The organism is Colwellia sp. MB02u-9, assembly GCF_014077085.1.
Classification (GTDB): Bacteria; Pseudomonadota; Gammaproteobacteria; order Enterobacterales; family Alteromonadaceae; genus Cognaticolwellia.
In genome coordinates this window covers 53,700-75,369 of the sequence record NZ_JACGVF010000092.1, presented here as the reverse complement: position 1 = coordinate 75,369, position 21,670 = coordinate 53,700, and the positions used below count along the sequence as shown (strand labels likewise).

Genomic DNA, 21,670 nt, shown 5'->3' with positions numbered 1-21,670 from the left:
CAAACAAACAAACAAACAAACAAACAAACAAATTCGCTGGTACCAATTGAAGAATCTTTAAATAATATTGATCTCGTATGTAATCTTTATAATAGACTAAGCATATATTTTAGCATTTATTAATTAAGTATAATTAATAAATGCTAAAATATATAAATATCAACATCTTGAGTTGTTCATGTTGATAATATCACAATCATTTGTGAAAGACTTTTTTTTCATCATTACACCAATTTAGTCAACAAAATATTCTTTATTATTATCGCTGTTTTTCACTAGTATTATCTTTAATGTTTCAATAGCTTTCGAGGTACTTTAGATGTTAACAACTCATATAAAAAAAGCATGTGTACTACTCATCAAAGATTTTGATGAAGACAGAGATGAGCTTATAGCCTCTGTTTTATTTGGTGAGGTTACTAGTGATGAAACTAAGCGCTATAAAAAAGGCTTTTGCGTCATTAAGTCACCAATTATTAATCGGTGGAATAACGAGTTTAAAACTCAAACAGGCAGTCTATATATCTCAGAAGAGAACTCTAGCTCTCTTATTATTTCTGTAAGTGAGTGGTATATGATACGAGATAAATTACTATCACCAAATGAATTACTCACATTGATAGTGAATCATTTTCAACAAAACTACAGCAACCAATACTCGCAAAACAAAAAAGGATGAAATCAATGAATATTAGCTATCTACCAACTTCAAAAGATACTTCTGAAAACGTAAATATTGATTTTCCCGTACACTCAATAGCTACTTTTTTCAGACAAATAGTTGAGGCTCATTATCGATTATTGACGATTGATGAGGTACCTGTCATTTACAATTACAGCTTGAATCGAACTGAGTTAACTTTTAATCGATTGATAAATGTCGTTTACAATGACCGTTTATTACTTAGTGAACTAAAAAAAAATTTTAGTGATGAGCAGCTTGGTTTTTATGAACATGATTTTTATTTAATTTTTTTCTTTCTGGAACTATCAGGAGTGAATGCTTCCAAGACTGTTTCTCAACTTGTTTTAGACTGCGAAGAAAGAATAAACCTAAACGAATTAATTCAGAAATATGATGAGATTATTGATATTTCTGATGTCATTGATAAAGCGGATAAAGCTGAAGAGTTATATGAGTTCCTAAGAGTGCGCCGAAAAAAATCGACATTAAATCCAGTTGAGAGATTTGTAACTAATGTGGTAAAAGAAATTGGTTTTGAGAGATTTGCTGACTTAGAGTTTTTCTTACGTTCGCGAGGATTGACATATAAAGACATAGCAAATAAATTTATTGTTAAAGATAGCAATCAAAAAAGTAAAGCTGAAGACCAAGCTAGGTTATTAGTCACCGAATGGGAGTTTACTGCGGCCTCTGTAATAGGTATTGCACACTCAAAAGAGTTTATAAATAATGCTGATTCGTTGAAAGATCTTCATTGTGCACGTATAGATCACAATCACCATTATACGTTTACAAATTTTGCAATGGTTTACGCCAAGATTAACCAATCAGACCACAAACAAGCAAAAAATAACGATATTCTTTCTACTATCTGTTTGAGAGATATGCATCGCTTAATTGAACTTCACGAAGCACTTGCCAGAGATCCTTCTCAGATTAATAAATATTGGCCTCAGTGACTTCTAAAGTAGAATTATTTTTGTCCCGCACTCAGTAATAGTGAACTTTTGACATGCTTTTTGCCAAATTTGACACAGAAATTGGCAAGTTTGACAGAGAGTTTGTCAAATTTGACAATATAAAATTTGATATGTTTTAGGGAGATTGGAACAAATTCGGAAGTCAGGACTGAAGTGTCCTTACATTGGTTATATAACTTTATAATACTCATAATCGTTATAATCGTTATAATAGTTATAACATAGATATGATTAAAAAGATATATAACCAATTGTTTCACTTAGCGTTATAGTGGAAGAATCCAAGTTAAATACCTAATAAATTATGAAATAAATAATTTAATTTTTTTTAGGTTTTTTGTTCACATTAGTCTTTTTAAGTATAAGTTTTTTAAATATATAGATATTTAGAGCGGTACTTCACACTAGCCGGAAATTTAGACAACGACTTTGGCGTTACCAAATAAGACAAAGTATGAGTCGTCGACGAAATTGCTGAGATACTGAGCTTATTATAGTCAATACTGATAGTTGTAGATGGACTCATGCTGGATTGGCAAAGTGCCTTTGTATTGACTTGTCATCTAAAACTAGCAGGTTAATCCATAACCAGCATTAGTGACCTAATAGGAGCATTGTTTTGCATCATCAGTGTCCAGTTCTACAATGGTAACATGAGGCAAAACAATGAACCCTAATAATCCACTTAATCAATTAACACTTGGTGCTGTACCCACCTAGATATCGATGTTGCTGTATTACTCAATGGTGTTGGTAAATTAATATCTACAAAAGAGTTTCCCGTTTGCAACGAAGGTTATAAATTACTTCTGAAATTGACGTCCTCATTTGGTGATCTTGTTTAGACGACTTAAAAATTTTGCTAAATGAACATAAAATTGTGAATAAGCAGATTTATATCCAAACAATAAGCCAAAAGAAGAGAACTACAGAGCTAACTATTAGATCATGTATTGAAAAATAATTGAATATTATCTGTTCAAGCACATAAATATATAGGTACTTGAATAGATGCAATTATTTGATATAGAACAACTTGTTTATAATATCAATATAATATAGCCTGTTTGTACAATAGAATGTAATTGTTTGTTATGGAATTTTTTTTAGCGCATGGATATGTGGATAGTACATTTATTTACAATATCTTTGCTTAGTTTTAATTAAAATAATTTCATATATAGGGTATTAGCACCCCGGTAATTTTTTATTATCACAAGGAGTAAATAGTGAAAATAGGTGTAGGTTCTTTAGTTGAAAGTGAGAGCGCTTTCAAAGGCGTCGGTAAAGTAGTTTCTATTTCCAGTGAGAAAAAAAGTGCAATAGTGGGGTTCTTTACTTCTCCGCTATCTCCAATTTCAAATCAAATTGAAGTTGCAGGTTCAGAGCTTATTGGTAAATCAAAGTTGTTCGAGCAAACGGTGGTTTATTGTAAAGTTGGGAAGTCAGAGAACTGGCGAGCAGGCTTTTATGATGGACAAAGGCCGAATGATGAACACTTAATTAAATATAACTATAACGACTCTGATGTAGTTCCTATGGAGGAAGTGTTTGTACCCAACCTATTAGAAGGTTCTCAATTCTGCCCAGCCAAATTTTTAGCGGGAAGAGCTACAACTTCTCCGATGTACATTAATGATCGTACATCCTTTTTTAACTCCTACTTAAATCAAAGAGCTTCATGTTCTTCAATATCCTCAATCCCTAGTAGTGCCGTTAATTTAGAAATACATCAACTATCTGTAGTTCTACAAGTCTTGAATGATAATTTACAGAAGTACCTTCTTGGTGATGAAGTAGGGCTAGGTAAAACTATTGAAGCTGGGTTTCTAGTTCGTGAACATATATTAGAATATACAGACAAGGCTTGTGTTTTAATTTTAACCCCTCCTTCTCTTGTTCACCAATGGCGAAGTGAAATGAGTCAGAAATTTCATTTAGAAGATGTAATGGATGAGGATCTTGATGAAGAAGATCAAAAAGTCTTTATAGGAAGTTTCCAAGATATTTTAATAAGTAAATTTATTACTAAAAAACCTACAATGGTTGTTATAGATGAAGGTCACCAGTTGGGGTCGTTTGCTTGGGGGGAAGAAAATAAAGATATATTTACCCAAATAGCATCAGCTTGCCATAACTCTATTTCGACAATCGTTCTTTCAGGGACACCGATAACAGGGAATACCAAAAACTTCTTGGCTATGCTTCATTGCTTGAATCCTGACGCTTATCAGTTAAATGATGATGGAATAGCATCATTTAATAACAAGATTGAAGAAAGAGAAAAATATTCAGGAATATATGGTGCACTAGTGCCGGAAAGTGATGATTTCACACTGGAGGGTATAGTAGAGCAGGTTGAGAATTTTGATTTTAATGATACTGAATTAAATTTGTTAATCGCTAATCTTAAACCTCATATTGATTACTTTGCTGAAGAAAAAGATGAAAATCAACGTAAGTTGGCTGTACAGGCATTACAAGATTACTTTGGGGATAAGTATAGATTATTCCAGCGTTTTATAAGAAACAGAAGAGGAAGCAAAAATAGCTATATCGAGCAAATATTTCCAGGGTTAGGCGATTGTAATACAGCAACATGGCAGATAGGCGATGAATTTGTTTCATTAGATGAGCAATTAGATGATTACCGTAATGCTTTAATACATGGGGAGCAAAATTTTGCCGGAATTACACGTGAAAACTATTTCCAATGGTTAGATGCTTTACTTATATCCCCCTCTTCACTTGTAGCAAAGGCAAAGGCTACATTGACATCTGATAACACCATTACAGATGAAGAAAAACTGATTTTGACAACAATGATTGAAATGGGTCATGTTGAGCAATCAAATAAAGATGAGTTATTACTGGAAGAGATTACATCATGGTTGGAAAAAAATAAGGATGGTAAAATTGTTGTTTTTTGTGGAGATAAAGCTGTAGCTGATAATGTCTATAACTTTATTGAACAACACTTGTCTTCAGTTGAAAGGCACATAGATGGAAAACCACCAGCTTTCACCATTTCACCTCAATATAATATTCTTATATGTGATCAATCAGGAGAGGATGGTCTAAATCTACAAGGGAAATGTCGTCTAGCTGTCCATTATAGTTTACCTAGAACGGTAATGAGAATTGAACAAAGAATCGGTCGTTTAAATAGATACAGTGCAAGTAATACAGGGGTTCTTCCTGTTGAGAACTTAGTGCTTACTCCTTGTCGTGAGGGATTTTATAGTTCTTGGGCTCAGTTACTAAAAACTGATATAGGTGTTTTTAATCAAAACTGCTCAAGTATTCAATTGGTATTGGATGAGAAAATAGATTCTTATTGTGAAAGTATTATTCATCAGGGGTATACACAATTAGACAAACTTTCCGAAGAAATAGCAGGAGAGTCTGGTTTAGTTACAAAAGAAAGAAAGAAAGTTGCAGATCAGGAAGTATGGAATGGAATGCAAGTAGATCTTTCTGAAATAAAAACATTTTCAGAAAGGTTAAGAATTGTTGATGAAAATGCAGATGATTTAAGTAAAGAGATGCAAGGGTGGATTAACAAGAGTCTTAGATTTGATTCTAGGAAAACAGAAGATGGCAACTTTATTTTTCAATACCAATTAGGACGAACTCGCCTAAATGTCCATGACTTCGTGAGTCATTGTATCTTAGGAATGGACTTTAATAGCGGTTTAGACAATCCTTCCACTAAACCCATGAGCGCATCTAGAGACCAAAGTACGAAAACTGGTTCATACCCATTTAGGTATGGACAACCTTTTGTGGATACTGTTTATGCATTTTCACAACAAACCACGTTAGGTATATCAAATGCGATTATTAGAGAGGTTAATGTTGCTTTAAATGAGCCTAAAACTTTCTTTAAATTAAACTGGGTTTGTACATTAGAGAGTGGTCGCCACACAAGAGTTAGCCAGAGGAACAACGATCGAAAACTTTCCCCTAAAATTTTAGATCGTTGGGTAGACGAGTTGGGAAATGAAGTAACAAAAGAGGCTTTATTAAATATACTGAATAAACCCTATGAGAAGTCACGAGATTTAACTAAAGGCCTATACAGAGATTACAATATTAGTGTAGGTTTTGAACAAGATATGTGGGATGCGGTAGATTCATTTTTAAGTAAAGATGAATGGCGAGATTTAGTGCTAAGTGTAGCATCGGATTGTACAGAAAAAGTAAAATCTGAACTTAATCAACAATATGATTTATCTTCAAGTGAAAAGTTTGGCATCAATTTATCTACTATGAGGTCTGTAACTTTGGTAGGTAAGTCGTAATGAATAATTTAATTATTTCCTCATTTTTTTCAGAGGCTGAGTTAAGGGATTTACACCATACGGTTGATAATATTATTAGCCATCATCCAAACAATCATTTCGGACAAAGATTAAAAAAAGTAGTTGATGGGGATAACACGAGTTTATTAGACTTGCTTTTATCAATTAAAGACTACTTGTACTCATCTCAAAAAGAACTGGATAACAAGCACAATAACTTTCCAATACCTAGACGTTTATCTAGTGAAGAGGGAATACTCTGCGCTAAAGCTATGTTGAATTATCAAGTTGGTTCAAACTTCCTTACCCTATCATCCCCAGTAATTACTCAAAAATTAATGGATGTGTACGAACAGAAACAAAAACGTAAAGTAAAAAAGGTAGAAATGGATTTAGCCTTAGTTTCAAGGTTATCAGACCAAAACTATAGTCACTACTCTAGTGCAGGGCAAAGAATGGCTGTGAGGGTTGCTTTAACATGCCCTCAAGACTCGACCCTTTTTATTAACTTACCTACAGGGTGCGGTAAAACATTAGTCGCTCATGCCAGCATGTTGTTTAGTAAAAGTAAGGCGTTAACAATCGTTATTGTACCTACTGTTGGTTTAGCTATAGAGCAAGGTAAAAGAGCAAAAGAATTATTTGAAAAAGCGGATGATTTTTCTGTTCAAAACTATGCTTGGCATAGCCAATTGTCTGATGGTGACAAATCAGAAATTCGCGAGAATATTGACAATGGACAACAAAAAGTAATTTTCACCTCTCCTGAATCAATTACCGGAAGCCTACTACCTCTACTCTTTCGTTTAGCAGAAAACAACTATATTGCTAATATAATAATTGATGAAGCACATTTGATTGACACTTGGGGGAGTAATTTTCGCTCAGAATTTCAAAGATTTGGAGCTTTGGTGGCATCATTAAGACAAGTAAGTAACTCACCTTTTAAAACTATTCTTATGTCAGCTACTTTCACTCAAAGTAATATAGATTCTTTAACCACTTTATATTGTGAACCCAATATAGCTCCAATTATTGTTAATGGTAATTTTTTACGCCCAGAGGTTAGCTCATTATATGAAAAAGTAGATAAGAATAGTCATATTCAAACGGTTACTAACCGGGTGGTAGTTTTACCAAAGCCTTTGATTCTTTATACAACACTTATTCAAGATTCTATTACTTTCATAGATGAGCTAAAAGGTATAGGTCTTAACAGAATAGCTTTGTTTAATGGTGATACTCCAGCTGACTCAAAAGAAGAAATAATTGAACAATGGAAAAATGACGAACTAGATATAATAGTTGCAAACTCAGCATTTGGTGTGGGCATGGATAAGTCAAATGTAAAAAGTGTAATACATGCTTGCGTCCCGGATAATATCGATAGGTATTATCAAGAAATAGGCCGCGCTGGTAGAAATGGAGAAGCAGCAACATCGGAATTAATTTATCATGAAAAACAATTTTCTGAAGCGAAAAGAATAAACAAGGAAATATTAATTTCTACAGAGTTAGGCTATAAAAAGTGGAAAGGAATGTGGAGTAAAAAGGTTGATATATCTTCTCATCCAACCCTAAAAGGAGATTTATACCAACTGGACACATCGTTTTATCATGACGGTCTCGATAAGAAGAGTGATCGAAATGAAGACTGGAATTGGTTAACCCTTCTCCTCATGCAACGCGCTGGTTCAATTAGAGTTTTTTATGATGTGCCAGAAATTGAAGATGACAGTGAATTAAATGATTTTGAAAGGAATAGCCAACGAAAAGAGTATTGGAAGGGTTATAACAGCAAAGTTTTAGTTCAAATTATTAATGAACAATCACTCTCTAATTTGTATTGGGAAACTAACATTGAAAAACATCGTAAAAAAGAAATTAATTCTCAGGATCGTGCATATTTAACACTATCTGATAATATATCATCTTTTCGAAAGCCTATTTGTAAAGAGTTAGTAAAATATTACACCTTGAATAGTTTTAGCCCCCAAAGAGCTTGTGGGGGGTGTATTATGTGTGATGGTTTTTTACCTTCATTAGGTGATAGTGTCTCTGTTGGTAATTATAGTTTTTCAAATTCACTTCCATCATCTCTTGCTGAATATATATCTTTCGACAATGTCTGTAGTGTTTATTACGATAATAGCAACGAGCTTATCTCGGATTTACAATGGTCTAAGCTAATCAAAAAAATGCTAGATAACAAACATGTCTGCTCTGTTAAAGCAGATTCGACTTTTTTAAATAATATTCAGAATAAACTTCCAAAAAGTTTTAAGTCATTCTGGATCTCTCAAGATATTACCGATAGTAGTAACTTATGGCCTTCTCTCTACATCACCTCACTAAGTGATGTAGAAGTAACAATTCCTTTATTCGAAGAGCAAATTACATTTTTTATAGGTGAGCGCTCTCAAAAAACAAAATCAAGTAAGTATCGATTGTGGTGGCAAGATAATAATAGGTCGATCCCATTAGTTAATTTCAAGAATCTTGTGGAGAAAAACACGTGTCAGTAATTAATAACTCATACCCTGGTAGTCATATAGCATCATTAATTTTTATCGATCGTATACTAAACCGCAAAATTATAAAAAAATCAGAATATATTTCTATTGAAAAAATTCTTGAAGATTATCGACCAAGTAATTTATTTCTTAGTGATGAAGTTGGAGATGACGGTAATTTTATTTCGAATCCTAATCCCAAGAAAAAGGTAAGACAAACAATCGATTTCTGGAGAGAACACGGTCTTTGGGATAGCTCTGAACAAGGCATCAAAGCTTTCTCAGCATTATCGAATGATACGAATATTTCTACACGTATTGTACGAACAGTTTTCAGTGAAAAGTATAATCTTCAAACGGGTTTAAAAATAGAACCGCTTATTAGAGGAATTTGTTTATTTTTGGCTTTAGATGAATTGACATTTTCGAGACAAAATTCATTTAAGTCCACAGAAATACCATTAATTAGCGCTAAATATATGCCTGAGCGCTCAACTGATGATACAAGACTTTCAATTAACCCTTCAGAAAATGCCACATTTTTAGAGTATGGCTTGTTATTAGGGTATATGGAGAAAGTGAGTAGAGATAAATATATTGTTGACCCTACAAGACTAATAAAGATTTACCTTTCTGATATTTTTTCTGATAAAAATGAAGGTAGTATTAGTGTTAATACCTTTATAGATCGACTTAATAGTAATATTCCAGTTTTTGATAGAGGGGAATATCGAGTAGAAGTAGAGGCAATGATGAAGACTAAAAAAAGTGATTGGCAGCCAAGCCCTCCTCACACATTGTCGAAAAGTTTGAGCCACGCATTATACCGCCTAAATTTAGAAGGTTTAATATATTTAGACCGACTTTCAGACTCTTTAGAAGCAGTTACTCTATTATTACCAAATGGTGAACTCAGAACTGTAAGCCATATTCGTATGGTTGGAGATATATAATGAGTTTACAAAATTATTGGCCAACTAAGCCGAATATATTTGAGTGCATTAGAACAGAAGCAGAAGAATTGTCGGAACATACCTTACTAGCAGTGCATGAACCTATGCATTTGAAAAAGTATGATGAAAAAGGAACAAAAGATAATGCAACAGAGGATGATCTACTTAAGCATTTTTTAAAAATAGAAAGGCCTATCCCTATTGTAGCAGCCGCAGGCATGGGAAAGTCACATCTAATTCGATGGTTACATGCTAAATTAAAGATACAGAAAGTTGTAATTGATGAACAATGGCAGATTGTTCGCCTACCGAAAAATGCCAGTTTAAGGCAAACATTGAATTCATTGCTTGAGGGCTTGGAAGGTGAGGTGTTTGACCAAGCAAGAAAAAGAATTGATCAAGTTGGTAATGCCCTAAATGCAGAAGAAGTTGCTGATTTGTTTGTTACTTTTATTTCGCATCGAGTAAAAGACATAGGGCTTGAAACATCAAAACATCTTAAAAATCTTACTCAAAGACCCGATAATGCTACATATACAGCATTACGAGAAAGAATGAGTATGTCTAAATTACTCCCTATATTGATTACTGATATTCTTTTCAAGTCTCAATTGTTGGATGGTGAAAGTTGCGTTTACAGTATTGCTACAAGATGGATTAAGGGCGCTTCAGATGAAGATATTAATAATACGGAGTACGAACTTACCCTACGCGACTTTGAGGCAATGCTTGATGCAATAGAGATCGATAATTTAGCATTGCCCGCGAGAAAGGTTATAAGTGATCTCAGGCTAGATTCAGATAAAGAGCAAAGAAACAAAGCAGTTACTATGTTAAATGAAGCAATAGGAAAAGCAACTCAAACAGCTTTTCAACAACTGTTTCAGTTTAACAATGGTAATTTCCAAGATTTGTTTAAAGAGATTAGAATACATCTAAAGAAATTAGGTAGAACGTTAGTTATTCTAGTCGAAGATTTAGCAGCAATATCGGCAATAGAGGATGTATTAATTGATTGCTTATTGGAAGAGCGTCAAGAAGAACTCTGTGTATTACGATCTGTTCTAGCTGTCACCACAGGTTACCAAGGGTATATACGTAGGCAAGCTACTATAAGGTCAAGAGCTCTTTTTGAGTGGCATATTGAGCAAGGTAGTGACACCCAGGAAAACATACCTAAACGGATTGTTGATTTTTGTAGTCGTTATATAAATGCTGCAAGATTTGGTAAACATTTACTGGAAAGTCATATTAGTTTAGAAAATAATCATGATGATATACCTATCTGGGAGGGGGATCTTTCAGAAAGAGAATCAGAAGAATTAAATGCTTTTGGTACATCATCAATAGGTATTCCTTTATTTCCTTATAATCAACAAGCAATTAACACTTTAACAAAATGGTACTGTATAGATCAGGATAAAAACGTTGTATTTAACCCAAGAACTATTATAAACGGGATACTTTTAAACTTACTTCGTGATTATAGGGATGAATATTTAGAAAAAACATTCCCACAAAATTTTCCTATAAAAGAATCAATTACAAGACTAAATAGTGAGATTTTGAACTTAGGGTTAGTTTCTCCAAGAAAAGCACAGATTCTTTCTACAATCTGGGGAGAAGGATTAAGTCTCAAATCTATCCAGGAATCTTTGAATAGCAATGTGGCTTTAGCTTTTTCAATGGAGGACTTTGCACAAAAATTATCTGCTGATACAGAAGTAGACATCCCTGATTCACCCGAAGGTCCTACATCAGGTGAAGTTGAAGTACCTTCTACAATTAAAGTGAAAGATGATGTTATTCTGAAAGAAGTTCAGCTTTGGTTTAATCGTGAACAACCTCTTTCTTCTGGATCAGCAAATAAAATCAGAACACAACTTTTCGAGATGATAAAAAACCGTCAACCTTCTGGATGGAGTGGGTTTGAAAACTTGAGTATTTTTACAAATACACATAATAAGAATGTTTATGAATGTATTTTCAAACAAGGTCAAAGGTATTTATTTGATTTACCATTTGCTGGTGGTAACCCGCAAGGAGAAAATTACACTTTCTGTTCAGAGGACGACTTTATTAATGAAAAAACCTCGTTATTTTATCAACGTTCTGCTTTAGCAATCCTTCGTTATCATAGCTTTAATGAAAAAGAGGAAACTAAAGATTGGAATTATCCTGAAGGTTATGACGACTTTATTTACTTTACTAAATTTGTAGAAATTTGGGTTCCTAATGCGATTAAATATATGCTCAAAAACATTAGGGGCAAGTATTTGGTTGACTCTATAGCTAAGCATATACTGCTCATGAAAGGGTTAGGTATAAAATCTGAAGGTACTCTACAAAGTACTTTACTCAAAAGATCTATTCATATTGTAGATAGTTTGAAGCCTGCTATAAATGAAAAATATCAGGAATTTAGAGAGGAATTATTGAGTCATTGGGATGAGACACAGCAAATGTGGTTGAGTTTGATACAAACTAGCAATGTAGCTATTGATAATGACATTTTTAATTTTGCTCAAAAGGAAGCCAAAAAGTTAAATCAAGAGCTACTAACCGCATCACAAAAAAAACTTAAGAACGAATCTGTTTATGAATTAAAATCAGATATTCACTTAATGGAAAATCATCTTATTGATTGCGATAATAAAGACGACTTTATCAAACTGCTAGAGGATATTAAGTCGATTTATAAAACAATATTTGATATGGGACTGTACCCTAAAGATTTTGTGACAAGACCTACTTTAAGTAAAGATATCAAAGAGGTTGTCGATAACTGTCAATGGAGTGACGTTCAAAACAGTATAAAATTGTTATCCGCAAAAGATGAGTTAACTCAATTAAAAATTCTTTCGTCACTCAATGGAGATGTTATCAAAAATGTATGTAAAGTATTAAAAAATTGGCAACAATTTAATGTTAGCGTACTTCCTAAAATAATGAAGGCTAATGATACATCAAGCACCCAGCAGGTAGAAAAAATAAATAATGAAATAAATGCATCTTTTACCTCTATCGAATTGATTTTAAAACAATTAGATGAACATGTTCTGGAGGAAGTTAAATGAGCACTTTAAAATCTCAAGTTGACAAACTCCAAAGCCAAATAAAGCTATCTTCTAATGCTCAGGAAAATGAAAAGATCATAGAGGCTAATTCCAATATATTAAACCGTCTAAATAAATCATTAGGTGAACTTACAAGTAATAAGGCTAAATTCAATGTTATCCCTCTTATCAGTCAACTTGATGAGCAATTAATTCCGAGTACTGAAGGCGATGAAAGTGACGGATTTTTAATTAGCGAATCTTCAGGATTAGTTCTAGGTGATGACATTGAGGCTTTATTAGAGAGTGCTAAGGTTTCTCTATCTTTATTTTCCGAAAAGTGGAAAGAGTTAGGGCATGAAGCACAACAGGATGATTCGTTAAATAATTCAATTGTTGCGTTAAAAAGTCTTACAAAAATAATCAGCGGTTTAAATGATAAGTATTGGGACCAGTGGTTAATTAATTTAGAGAATGACTTTGTTGTAGAAGACGTCGTTTTAGAACAGCAAACCAGTCTTGGTAAAGACAAAGTCTATAATGAATACAATAAGCTTAAAGCCAAATTTTATGTGGATAAGCTTTCAAAAGATTTTAATTCAAGCTTAGTTGACTCTCTAAATCACTCTAAAGAACACCTAATTAAGTTGCGTGATCAAATGGATATGTCTGAATTACCTGAAGATGTTGTCAAGTTCTTAAAGGATCTTGATTCAAATTATAGAGTGGCAACTTTGGAACTTATAACTCCTGATGTATTTGCTTGGTTAACCAAACAAGATCTACTTTCTAAATTAAAAATTTCACGTTAGTAAACTAATGAGCGGTATAGATAGTTATGATTGAACAAAGCCTACTTTTATCTTGTCTTGATTTAATTGAAGAGAAAGAAATTAAATTATTAACATGGGGTGACACGAGCTTTTATTTTAATAAGAGTGAGATTATAGAACTCATAAAGTTACGAACACCATCTGATTGGGAAGAGATTTTTGAAGCGTTAAGTGATCAAAGCCTAATTGTAGAAGTTAAATCTTCTTATATAGTTGATTGTTATCGATCTAGAATGGCTGAGGCAATTTATCTTTATAGCAACTTACGACAGTGGTTTCATGACAAAGATTTAAGCAGCGCTAAAACTTTAGTCTCCGACTTTCGTTTTATTCGTCGACCACGTCAATATCCTAACAGAAACGTACCGTCTTCAATGGCTATTAGCCAACTAAAAGAAGAATTGAATCTGTCTAATGAGCACAGTAAGGTATTGCTCTCATTATTAGGTGGAGGGAGCAAATCATTTAACCTTTCAGGCTTTCAAGTAAGGGCTACAGAAAGAGTATTAGATAAATATGCAAAGCATATGTCTGCTTCAAGGCCTAATCAACCTTCGGGCACTATTGTATGTTCAGGAACAGGTAGTGGTAAAACTCTTTCCTTTTACTTACCAGCTTTAACACAACTATCACAAAACATCTTCGGTGATCAAAGTAACCGAGTTCAAATATTGGCGATCTATCCACGGAAAGAGCTACTTAAAGACCAGTATAATGAAACGTTTAAACAAGCAAGATTATTGGATGATTATTTGTTAACCAATAATAAACGAAAAATTAAAATAGGTACTTTTTTTGGAGACACATTAGATGGTGATTATTTAAATGATAAGCTTAAGTTTAATGCTATTGATTTTGATTTATTAAAGTGCAAATGTTCTGGAAATTTAAAGTGGTTAGAAGAAGATGTAAAACTAAAGAAAGAAATACTGACTTGTAGTCGCTGTGGACATAAAATTAATGAAGATGAGGTTGCACTAACTCGACAATCTTCAGAACCAGATATTCTTTTTACAACTACTGAGATGTTAAATCAACATTTAGCAAATAGTAAATATAATCATCTTTTCGGAGTTGATACTAACAAGCCAATCCCACTAGTTTTACTTGATGAAGTTCATACATATGAAGGCACAACAGGTGCCCAAACGTCTTATTTACTTAAACGGTGGATGAAGCGTTCAGACAATAAACCCCACTTTGTTGGATTATCAGCAACCCTTAGTGATGCTGCTGGTTTTTTTGGCAGTTTAACAGGTACAGCAAAGCATAATGTTGAGTTAATTGAGCCTCTACCCTCAGAAATTATAGAGGAAGGTGCTGAATATCTATTGGCTTTGCGAGGCGATCCTGTATCTCAATCCGCGCTTCTTTCAACAACAATTCAAGCAACTATGCTAACTCGACGTATGTTAGATAGTAATACTAATAAAGAGCCAGCATCAAAAGGAACTTTTGGAACCAAAACATTTGTTTTTACAGATGACTTAGATGTTAACAATCGACTCTTTGAGATGATTGCAGATGCAGAGGGATGGAGTCACGCATTTAAAAAACTTACTCCTGAAGCTGCGCCGTTAGCATTTTTAAGAAGCGCAAAACATCTTAACTATCAGGCGAATAAGGAACAAATTCAACTTCTTGGTCAAGATTGGTCGAATTGTGAATTTATTGGCCATAGTACAGATGAAGAAGATCGTGCGGAAGTAGGTCGAACTTCAAGTCAAGATTCAGGGGTAAGTGAAACGGCTGAAATTATCGTCGCAACAGCCTCCTTAGAGGTTGGTTACAACGATTCAAAAGTTGGAGCTGTTATTCAACACAAAGCACCAAGAGGCGTCGCATCATATCTCCAACGTAAAGGGCGTGCAGGGCGAACTCGAGGTATGAGACCTTGGATGATTACAGTCCTTTCTGATTATGGGCGTGACAGAGTAGCTTTTCATAGATATGAAAATTTGGTAGATCCAGAAATTAAAGTGAACAAACTACCTGTCGGAAATAACCATATACAAAAGATGCAAGCAAGTTTGGCCACTTTGGAGTGGTTAGGTAGAGAGGTTGGTAAAGAAATTGGTAAAGGAAGTATTTGGTATTACCTTAGAAACCCTAATAAGCACCCAGATAATAAAAAATATTTATTAAAAATAGAAACAACTATAAATAGCTTGTTAAATAGTTCAAGTAACAGAAATGCATTAACAGCATATTTGGCCTCAGCACTTGGCATTAGTCAAACGGAAATTGAAAAGCTTTGTTGGCAACCTCCGCGCTCTTTATTAATGGACTTTTTACCCAGCTTATTACAAAAGCTACGAACTAATTGGTCTGTAAATGGGCAAGAGTGGTTAGGAGTTCAAAGTAAAGGTTCACCTATGCCTGAGTTTATACCTGCTACATTATTTAGTGAACTAATTCTCCCGTCACTTGATATCTCCTTACTTAGAGGGAGTAAAGAGGGTAGAACTCAGGAATGGCAAAATATGGGGTTCTTTCAAGGATTAAAAGAATATGCTCCGGGAAGAATCTCGAAAAGGTTTACATTAAATAACCGTTATGAAACTGACTGGTTAGTTCCTGAAGGTTTTGAGCCTAAGGTTGGCGTTGATGATGAAATAGGGTTTGAAGTTGAAGATGCTTTTGGACTAAACAGAGGCTTTCTTAAAGAAATAATTGCTAAATCTGGTTCGCAGATGAAAATCTATCAACCAAGGCAAATACTGACGAAACGGCTTGAGTTAAAAAATGTTACAGAAACAAGTAATGCTTTTTTAAACTGGGAGAGCATATTTGAAATTGATGAAGACAAGCATCAATTATCACTTCCTACTAATTGTGACTGGAAACATTATTTAAGTAATATTTGTTTTTTTGAGCACAAACATATGCAACCAGTTGAGGTAACAAGGTATACAACGGGATCTAATGCTCAGATTAAATTTAAGACTAAAGAAGCATCTAATATTAAATTAAATTGGCAAGAACAAGGTGAATCAGTTGGTATTGGGACTATTCTATTTGTCGATGGTATAAGGTGGAGCTTTACATTCTCAGATGATCAGTTACTTAGTTTGGGAACAAATGAAAATGTTGAGTCTTCTTTACGTTTCTCTTTTGTTCAAGATTGCTTTGTAAATTCTTCTATTTTTAATAATACATTTCAAGCAAATTGGGTATTTGAGTGTGTTACTACCACAGTGATATTTATTTCAACGCAAAAAAACTTATCTCTTCAAGACTCTATTAAGTACTTGAGTACAAAAGAAGGACGAGAGTTACTAAATAATATTCCTCTAGAGTTATTTCAATTGAATGTATTAAGTGAGGACGAAGATGAGGAGCAAGCTTTACAAAGTGAGTTAGTTTCCCTTTTATCGAACGATTTAATTATTGATGAAATTAGTAAATTATTAACCCCTTTATATGCTGAATTGTCAGGTGATTCGTATATTTTATGGTTGAGAATATTAATGTCTAACACCCTCTCTGGAGGCATTAATCAATTGGTTAGTACGGTATTACCAGATGTTGGTGATAATGATTTAAATGTGGACCCGGTATGGATGGGAGATGACTTAACTATTTGGTTAACTGAGAATGAGTCTGGTGGAGTGGGTATAATTAATAGGTTTGAGAGCGTATATAGCAGTGATCCTCTTAATATTTTAAATCATTTTTCTAGGTGTTTTCAGGCAGGTGATTATGAGCAGGTTGATTTTGATATTTATCAATTACTATCAAAATTAGAATGTGACAAAAGTTTAGAATCATCCTTTAAGTCTCATAGAGACTCACAAAAATTTAGTGCACGAGTTAAAGCTAATACTACGATTAATGACAATTTAAGAAAGATGGGAGTCATTTTATCTCATAGCTTCAATAGCATACTTCATACTCGGATCTTAAAGGCAGGCAGCTCTAAAGAAACAGATAAAGATTTAAAGAATTGGATGGATAGATGGCGAGGAATTGAAAAAGAACTAAAAATAGAGATCCCCTTAAATATTGTATCTTTTCTAATCGCGAAAGAAATCACATCTAATACCAATGTAACTATAAACAAACTTAAAGATAAGGTTATCGGGCAGTTATGGCCCAGAGGTAATGTTATACGACAATCAAGTACGCAGTTTTATAACCGCTTCATGAGTGGAAATAATAGAACAGAAAGGCTACTTGTAGAGCAAATGATATCTGGCAACGGCGAAACAATGAATTATGGAAATAATTGGGAAGTTGAATTAAAGAAAGGGATTGTCCGTAAAGGAATCGTTAAGCTTGTAATTTCACCAGAACATTTATCTAAATTAAATCAAATTATATTAAAAATAAACACAATTCAGATAGATCAACTGGGTATGTTCTTTCACATTAGAGTTAATAGAATTGATAGGCATTTGGGTGAAATTATATTATTTGTCGAACTGGCGGAGTCCATTCAATGATTAACCAAAATCTGCGTAAAATAAGAACCAAAACGCCATTAGGGAAGCGACATTTAAAAGAAGTTTTAGGTAGTACTTTTGCGGGCTTAATTTTATCACCAGAAGAAATTTGGTTAATAACAGCTTGGTTTACTAACTTTGAAATATTAGACAATCGTTCTGGTAACTGGAGTTACCTCAACGCAAGTTGGGGTAATAAAATGGTAACGTTTGTAGAATTGCTTGAAACTGCTGTTCTTAACGGATGTAAACTCAATCTTGTAGTTAATGAGACTAAAACTAATGATTCAGCACTTAATTTGTTGAAAAGTAAATTATTTGATGAAGACAACTTTAGATTTGAAATATCACATAAGGAACATATTAAAGGTTTAATTACTGAGTCTTGTTTTATTGATGGCTCGATGAACTTAACTTTTTCAGGAGCAAATATAAACTCTGAAATGCTTACTCTTTCTGGCGATATTCATGAGATTTCTGAGGCTCGGATTGATTTCAATAATCTTTATTTTAAAAACTATCAACAAAAAACAAAAGTGATAGAAAACCCAATTGTTGAAATTGAAGAAGATGGGGATGATGAACATGACTTTTTCTAGCTACCCATCTTGGTTTTTAGATTTTTTTACAGGCGATAATGCAATTGAATTAGAGCACCCGGTTGAAGAGATTTCTGATTCTATAAATTTATTATTATTGAAGTCCATACGCAATTTGGAATCTAAAACGCCATATTTTTTAACCGCTTATGTTAATGGTAAATTGTACTTCTATGGTATATGTCAAGACAAAAAATCATTAAACGAGTTGAAGAACTGCTTATATTACGGATTAGGATCTTCGCATACATCATCTTATGAAATAATAAGGTCACCCGATTTTAAATTTGAACAGCCATTATTATTGAATCAATCGCACGGTGTAATCAGGTTCTCTCAAGTTAATACCGACAATTTTAAGAAAGATACTAGCTATATAGTTAAAACGTTAAATGAAGTCTCTGCCCGATTTGAAGCAAAACCTAACTTTGCCAGTGTAAGGTTACGTCCAATAGGACGCATTCTACGTGATTTCTTTTTAGCAAGTCGAGAAGGTGATGGAGAAAGTGCGTTAGCTTTTTATAATGAAGCTAAAGACTCTGGTAAGCTAAGTCATAGGAACTTAGTCGGCCTTGAAATTCAATCTTTGGCTATTAGCGCTTCATGGGATGAAATACTTGAACATGAGAATTTACCTGATTATTTAGCAGGTATAATTCCCACGAGAATATACCATTTATTAATTCGTGCATTGATGCATGTAAATAATTTAGATTTAACTGATTTGTCCAATGTAGATTGGGTTGGTCTAAAGCCAAATTTAGCTGATTATGAATCGTTTCTACTTTTAAAACCTAGACTAAAGGAAGAAGATAAATATAAAGAAGATTGGGAAGCTTGGTCTGCTTTAGCTGCTAGTATAGGAATCGATAAAAACGATATCATTTCATTTTCACCTAGCTTTATTACAGAAGAGTGGGTGAGTGAGTTATTTGGAAAAATTGAATCATTCATTGAAACTCGTAATGCTCTATCAATAGAGTCTTCGAGACTTGAAGCTTTATTTGATTCCCCTGTAAGTCTTGATGTGGTTGCTAAAGTTCTAGATTACTCAAAAGCATGCATGCCCTCTGAAGCTAGTGAAATATTCAGTTGGTTAGAAGAGCTTCCTTTTGAAATTCGTCAAAAAACAAAAGCATCGGCTCCTTTTAGGAAGTTATGGAGTTTATTAGAAGATTTTATATATGGTAGTAATAATGAAGCTGTAATTATTAACGAAAGTGAAATTGTTGATACAACAGTCGAAAACCCTAAAGGTTCAGTCATTAACTCTTGGAATGACTGGTTTAAGCACTACGCTAGTGGAGAGCTTATTAATTTCGATTTAATAAGTGAGTGGCAACCATGTGAGTTCGACATTAAATTTATTACCAAGGAAATATCAACTTCAGCAGATGCTGAGAGTATTCGAAATATAGCACCGCACTTACTAAGTTGGTTAGATGATAACAAGGTAGAAACCACTAGCGTTTTTTGGTTAGGACTCATTGAGTTAATTGCACTGGATGATGAAACGTCATACATAACTATTGGCTTGATGAGAGACTTAATTCAAGGCTTACTCAATACACCTCACTCTAAAGAACAGTACTCGTCTGCAATAGAAGCTTTTGAGGTTGTTGTAAAAGTAGAAATAAGTCGAAAATCACTACCTATCATTATTGAATTTAGCGAAATGTTATTTGATTATGCGATAAAGTCACCGGGAATAGTGAGATATCCATTGTGGAGTGGCATATGCCAATATTCGATAACTCATTGGTCTGATATTGATTTCGAACTACAAACAGTTCTTACATGGCTAGATAAACACATAGCACCAGAAGATAAATCTTTTGAACATTTAATAAGTGTGGATGATTCCTCTCATGAAGATGCAAAAGTTTCTTTAAAAGATAAATTAATAGGTATATCAACACTTACTGAAAAAGCAGGGCAACGAGCCGCTGAAATACTACAGAGCTTGTTTCCTGGAGTTGCTGTTAAGCTTAACCATGATAAAGTCGCGACAGATAAGTTGAAGAATCTTGCTTCAAGTGCAGATTACTTTATTTTCTGCAATAAAAGTGCTGCGCATCAATCATATTATGCTGTTAAGGCAATTAATAAAGATATTATCTATTGTGATGGCAAAGGCAGTTCTTCGATTATAAGATCATTAACAGACTTCATTAACTAATTTATTTGTAAGACTAGAAACGAAAAGGAAAGTTGTGATAGAGAATATATATAAATACTCTCCTTTAAGGGAAGATTTTTTTGATAACCTTTTAGTACGGGGGAGTCAAAAATTTTCACTTAATGATCCTTTTGAACTTACACCTGCTGACTCAATGAGAAACCGTGACAAAGGTAAATGTATTAACTCTTATTTTGACTATTCTGTTTTCTCTGCTTCTGAAACTCAAAATAATTTATTAATGTGGTCACATTATGCCGATGAGCATAAAGGTATAGTTATTGAATTTGACCCAAGCAAACCCATTTTTGAAAGGTATTTCCATAAAGATGTTAAGGCTTTAAACTTTATTGATGATGTTGAGAATGGTGGAATAAAAAAAATAGATGAAGGTATGTATCTCAGTTGTTTTTCTGAAGAAATAGTTATTGACGTTAAGGAATCTCAGAAAAGGCAAGCTATAAACGCTGGGCACCTTCATAGAGTTAGATATAATAAGAATAGGCCGGTTATTGATCAATATGAAAATATTCTTGAACACTTTTTAATAAAAAGTGATGAATGGATCTATGAAAAAGAACATAGAGTACTTCTCCCTCTATTTGATGCAGATAGTATCGTGGTGCATGAAAGTCATTTAGAAAAAATTAATGATGCAATTATTTCAGTGGAATACATGGAGGTTCAAAAGTTAGAGAAGGGCATGTGCCAATTGAACATGGATAGCATATTAATGGAGGATATGTATATTGCTTGCGATACAACTATGTATTACACGGAAAAGGAATCAAAAAAGAAATTCAAAAGCTTATGCGATTTTTTGAAAGGTTTAAGCTATTCTAATTTTCTAATAGATATATCTAAAGATTCTAGAACTGTTTTTTTATATAAAGTCTCACCACAAGCGATAAAGTCAATTTATATTGGTTGCAAGGCAGAAAAACAAGATGCAGAAAATGTTATTAAAAAAATAGAAGGTAATGCCAGTCTACAGCATGTGGATATTTATAAGGCTAGTGCTAGTTCAGAGCGATTTGAACTGTCTTTCGAGCAGATTTTCAGGCTATTGTAAAACATAAAACACCGATAAATATGATTGTTTCACCAAAGGCCTGACCCTGTA

The 21,670-nt window shown here is 33.5% G+C and carries 11 protein-coding genes; all 11 read left to right on the top strand.

Annotated features, from left to right (window positions below; translation table 11 throughout):
- Nucleotides 1-319: 319 nt before the first annotated feature.
- The 11 genes from H4J65_RS08280 (at nt 320) to H4J65_RS08230 (ending at nt 21,619) form a co-directional block, all read left to right on the top strand.
- Nucleotides 320-679 (top strand): hypothetical protein, encoded by a 360-nt coding sequence (locus H4J65_RS08280; RefSeq protein ID WP_182197439.1) that lies wholly within the window; start codon nt 320-322, stop codon nt 677-679.
- A gap of 5 nt (nt 680-684) precedes the next feature.
- Nucleotides 685-1,644 carry a hypothetical protein gene (locus H4J65_RS08275; protein ID WP_182197437.1) on the top strand — a complete coding sequence of 320 codons (960 nt, stop codon included), beginning with the start codon at nt 685-687 and terminating at the stop codon, nt 1,642-1,644.
- 1,250 nt (nt 1,645-2,894) lie between these two features.
- Entirely contained in the window at nt 2,895-5,969 is a 3,075-nt protein-coding gene (gene dpdE / locus H4J65_RS08270) for a protein DpdE (RefSeq protein WP_182197435.1), read from the top strand.
- Nucleotides 5,969-8,494, top strand: a complete 2,526-nt coding sequence (gene dpdF / locus H4J65_RS08265; RefSeq protein WP_182197433.1) for a protein DpdF — start codon at nt 5,969-5,971, stop codon at nt 8,492-8,494. Before dpdE ends, dpdF begins: the two co-directional genes overlap by 1 nt.
- Nucleotides 8,485-9,435, top strand: coding sequence for a protein DpdG (gene dpdG / locus H4J65_RS08260; RefSeq protein ID WP_182197431.1), 951 nt, complete (start codon nt 8,485-8,487; stop codon nt 9,433-9,435). Before dpdF ends, dpdG begins: the two co-directional genes overlap by 10 nt.
- Nucleotides 9,435-12,512: a protein DpdH gene (gene dpdH / locus H4J65_RS08255; RefSeq protein ID WP_182197429.1), complete on the top strand. Its 3,078-nt coding sequence runs from the start codon at nt 9,435-9,437 to the stop codon at nt 12,510-12,512. The genes dpdG and dpdH overlap by 1 nt, the downstream gene beginning before the upstream one ends.
- Nucleotides 12,509-13,303 (top strand): hypothetical protein, encoded by a 795-nt coding sequence (locus H4J65_RS08250; protein WP_182197427.1) that lies wholly within the window; start codon nt 12,509-12,511, stop codon nt 13,301-13,303. The genes dpdH and H4J65_RS08250 overlap by 4 nt, the downstream gene beginning before the upstream one ends.
- A gap of 26 nt (nt 13,304-13,329) precedes the next feature.
- On the top strand, nt 13,330-17,769 hold the full coding sequence (dpdJ, locus tag H4J65_RS08245; RefSeq protein WP_220465110.1) for a protein DpdJ: 4,440 nt from the start codon (nt 13,330-13,332) through the stop codon (nt 17,767-17,769).
- The gene (dpdK, locus tag H4J65_RS08240; RefSeq protein ID WP_182197425.1) at nt 17,766-18,368 is read left to right on the top strand and encodes a phospholipase D-like domain-containing protein DpdK; all 603 of its coding nucleotides are present in this window, start codon (nt 17,766-17,768) and stop codon (nt 18,366-18,368) included. The genes dpdJ and dpdK overlap by 4 nt, the downstream gene beginning before the upstream one ends.
- Nucleotides 18,355-20,547 (top strand): protein DpdD, encoded by a 2,193-nt coding sequence (gene dpdD, locus H4J65_RS08235; protein ID WP_182197422.1) that lies wholly within the window; start codon nt 18,355-18,357, stop codon nt 20,545-20,547. The genes dpdK and dpdD overlap by 14 nt, the downstream gene beginning before the upstream one ends.
- 34 nt (nt 20,548-20,581) lie before the next feature.
- Nucleotides 20,582-21,619, top strand: coding sequence for a DUF2971 domain-containing protein (locus H4J65_RS08230; RefSeq protein ID WP_182197421.1), 1,038 nt, complete (start codon nt 20,582-20,584; stop codon nt 21,617-21,619).
- The last annotated feature ends 51 nt before the right edge of the window (nt 21,620-21,670 follow it).

Bases quoted from the DNA above. Each gene is read 5' to 3' on its own strand.
- dpdF (WP_182197433.1), top strand. From the start codon at position 5,969: ATGAATAATTTAATTATTTCCTCATTTTTTTCAGAGGCTGAGTTAAGG.
- dpdD (WP_182197422.1), top strand. From the start codon at position 18,355: ATGACTTTTTCTAGCTACCCATCTTGGTTTTTAGATTTTTTTACAGGC.
- dpdJ (WP_220465110.1), top strand. From the start codon at position 13,330: ATGATTGAACAAAGCCTACTTTTATCTTGTCTTGATTTAATTGAAGAG.
- H4J65_RS08250 (WP_182197427.1), top strand. From the start codon at position 12,509: ATGAGCACTTTAAAATCTCAAGTTGACAAACTCCAAAGCCAAATAAAG.
- H4J65_RS08275 (WP_182197437.1), top strand. From the start codon at position 685: ATGAATATTAGCTATCTACCAACTTCAAAAGATACTTCTGAAAACGTA.
- dpdH (WP_182197429.1), top strand. From the start codon at position 9,435: ATGAGTTTACAAAATTATTGGCCAACTAAGCCGAATATATTTGAGTGC.
- dpdK (WP_182197425.1), top strand. From the start codon at position 17,766: ATGATTAACCAAAATCTGCGTAAAATAAGAACCAAAACGCCATTAGGG.
- H4J65_RS08280 (WP_182197439.1), top strand. From the start codon at position 320: ATGTTAACAACTCATATAAAAAAAGCATGTGTACTACTCATCAAAGAT.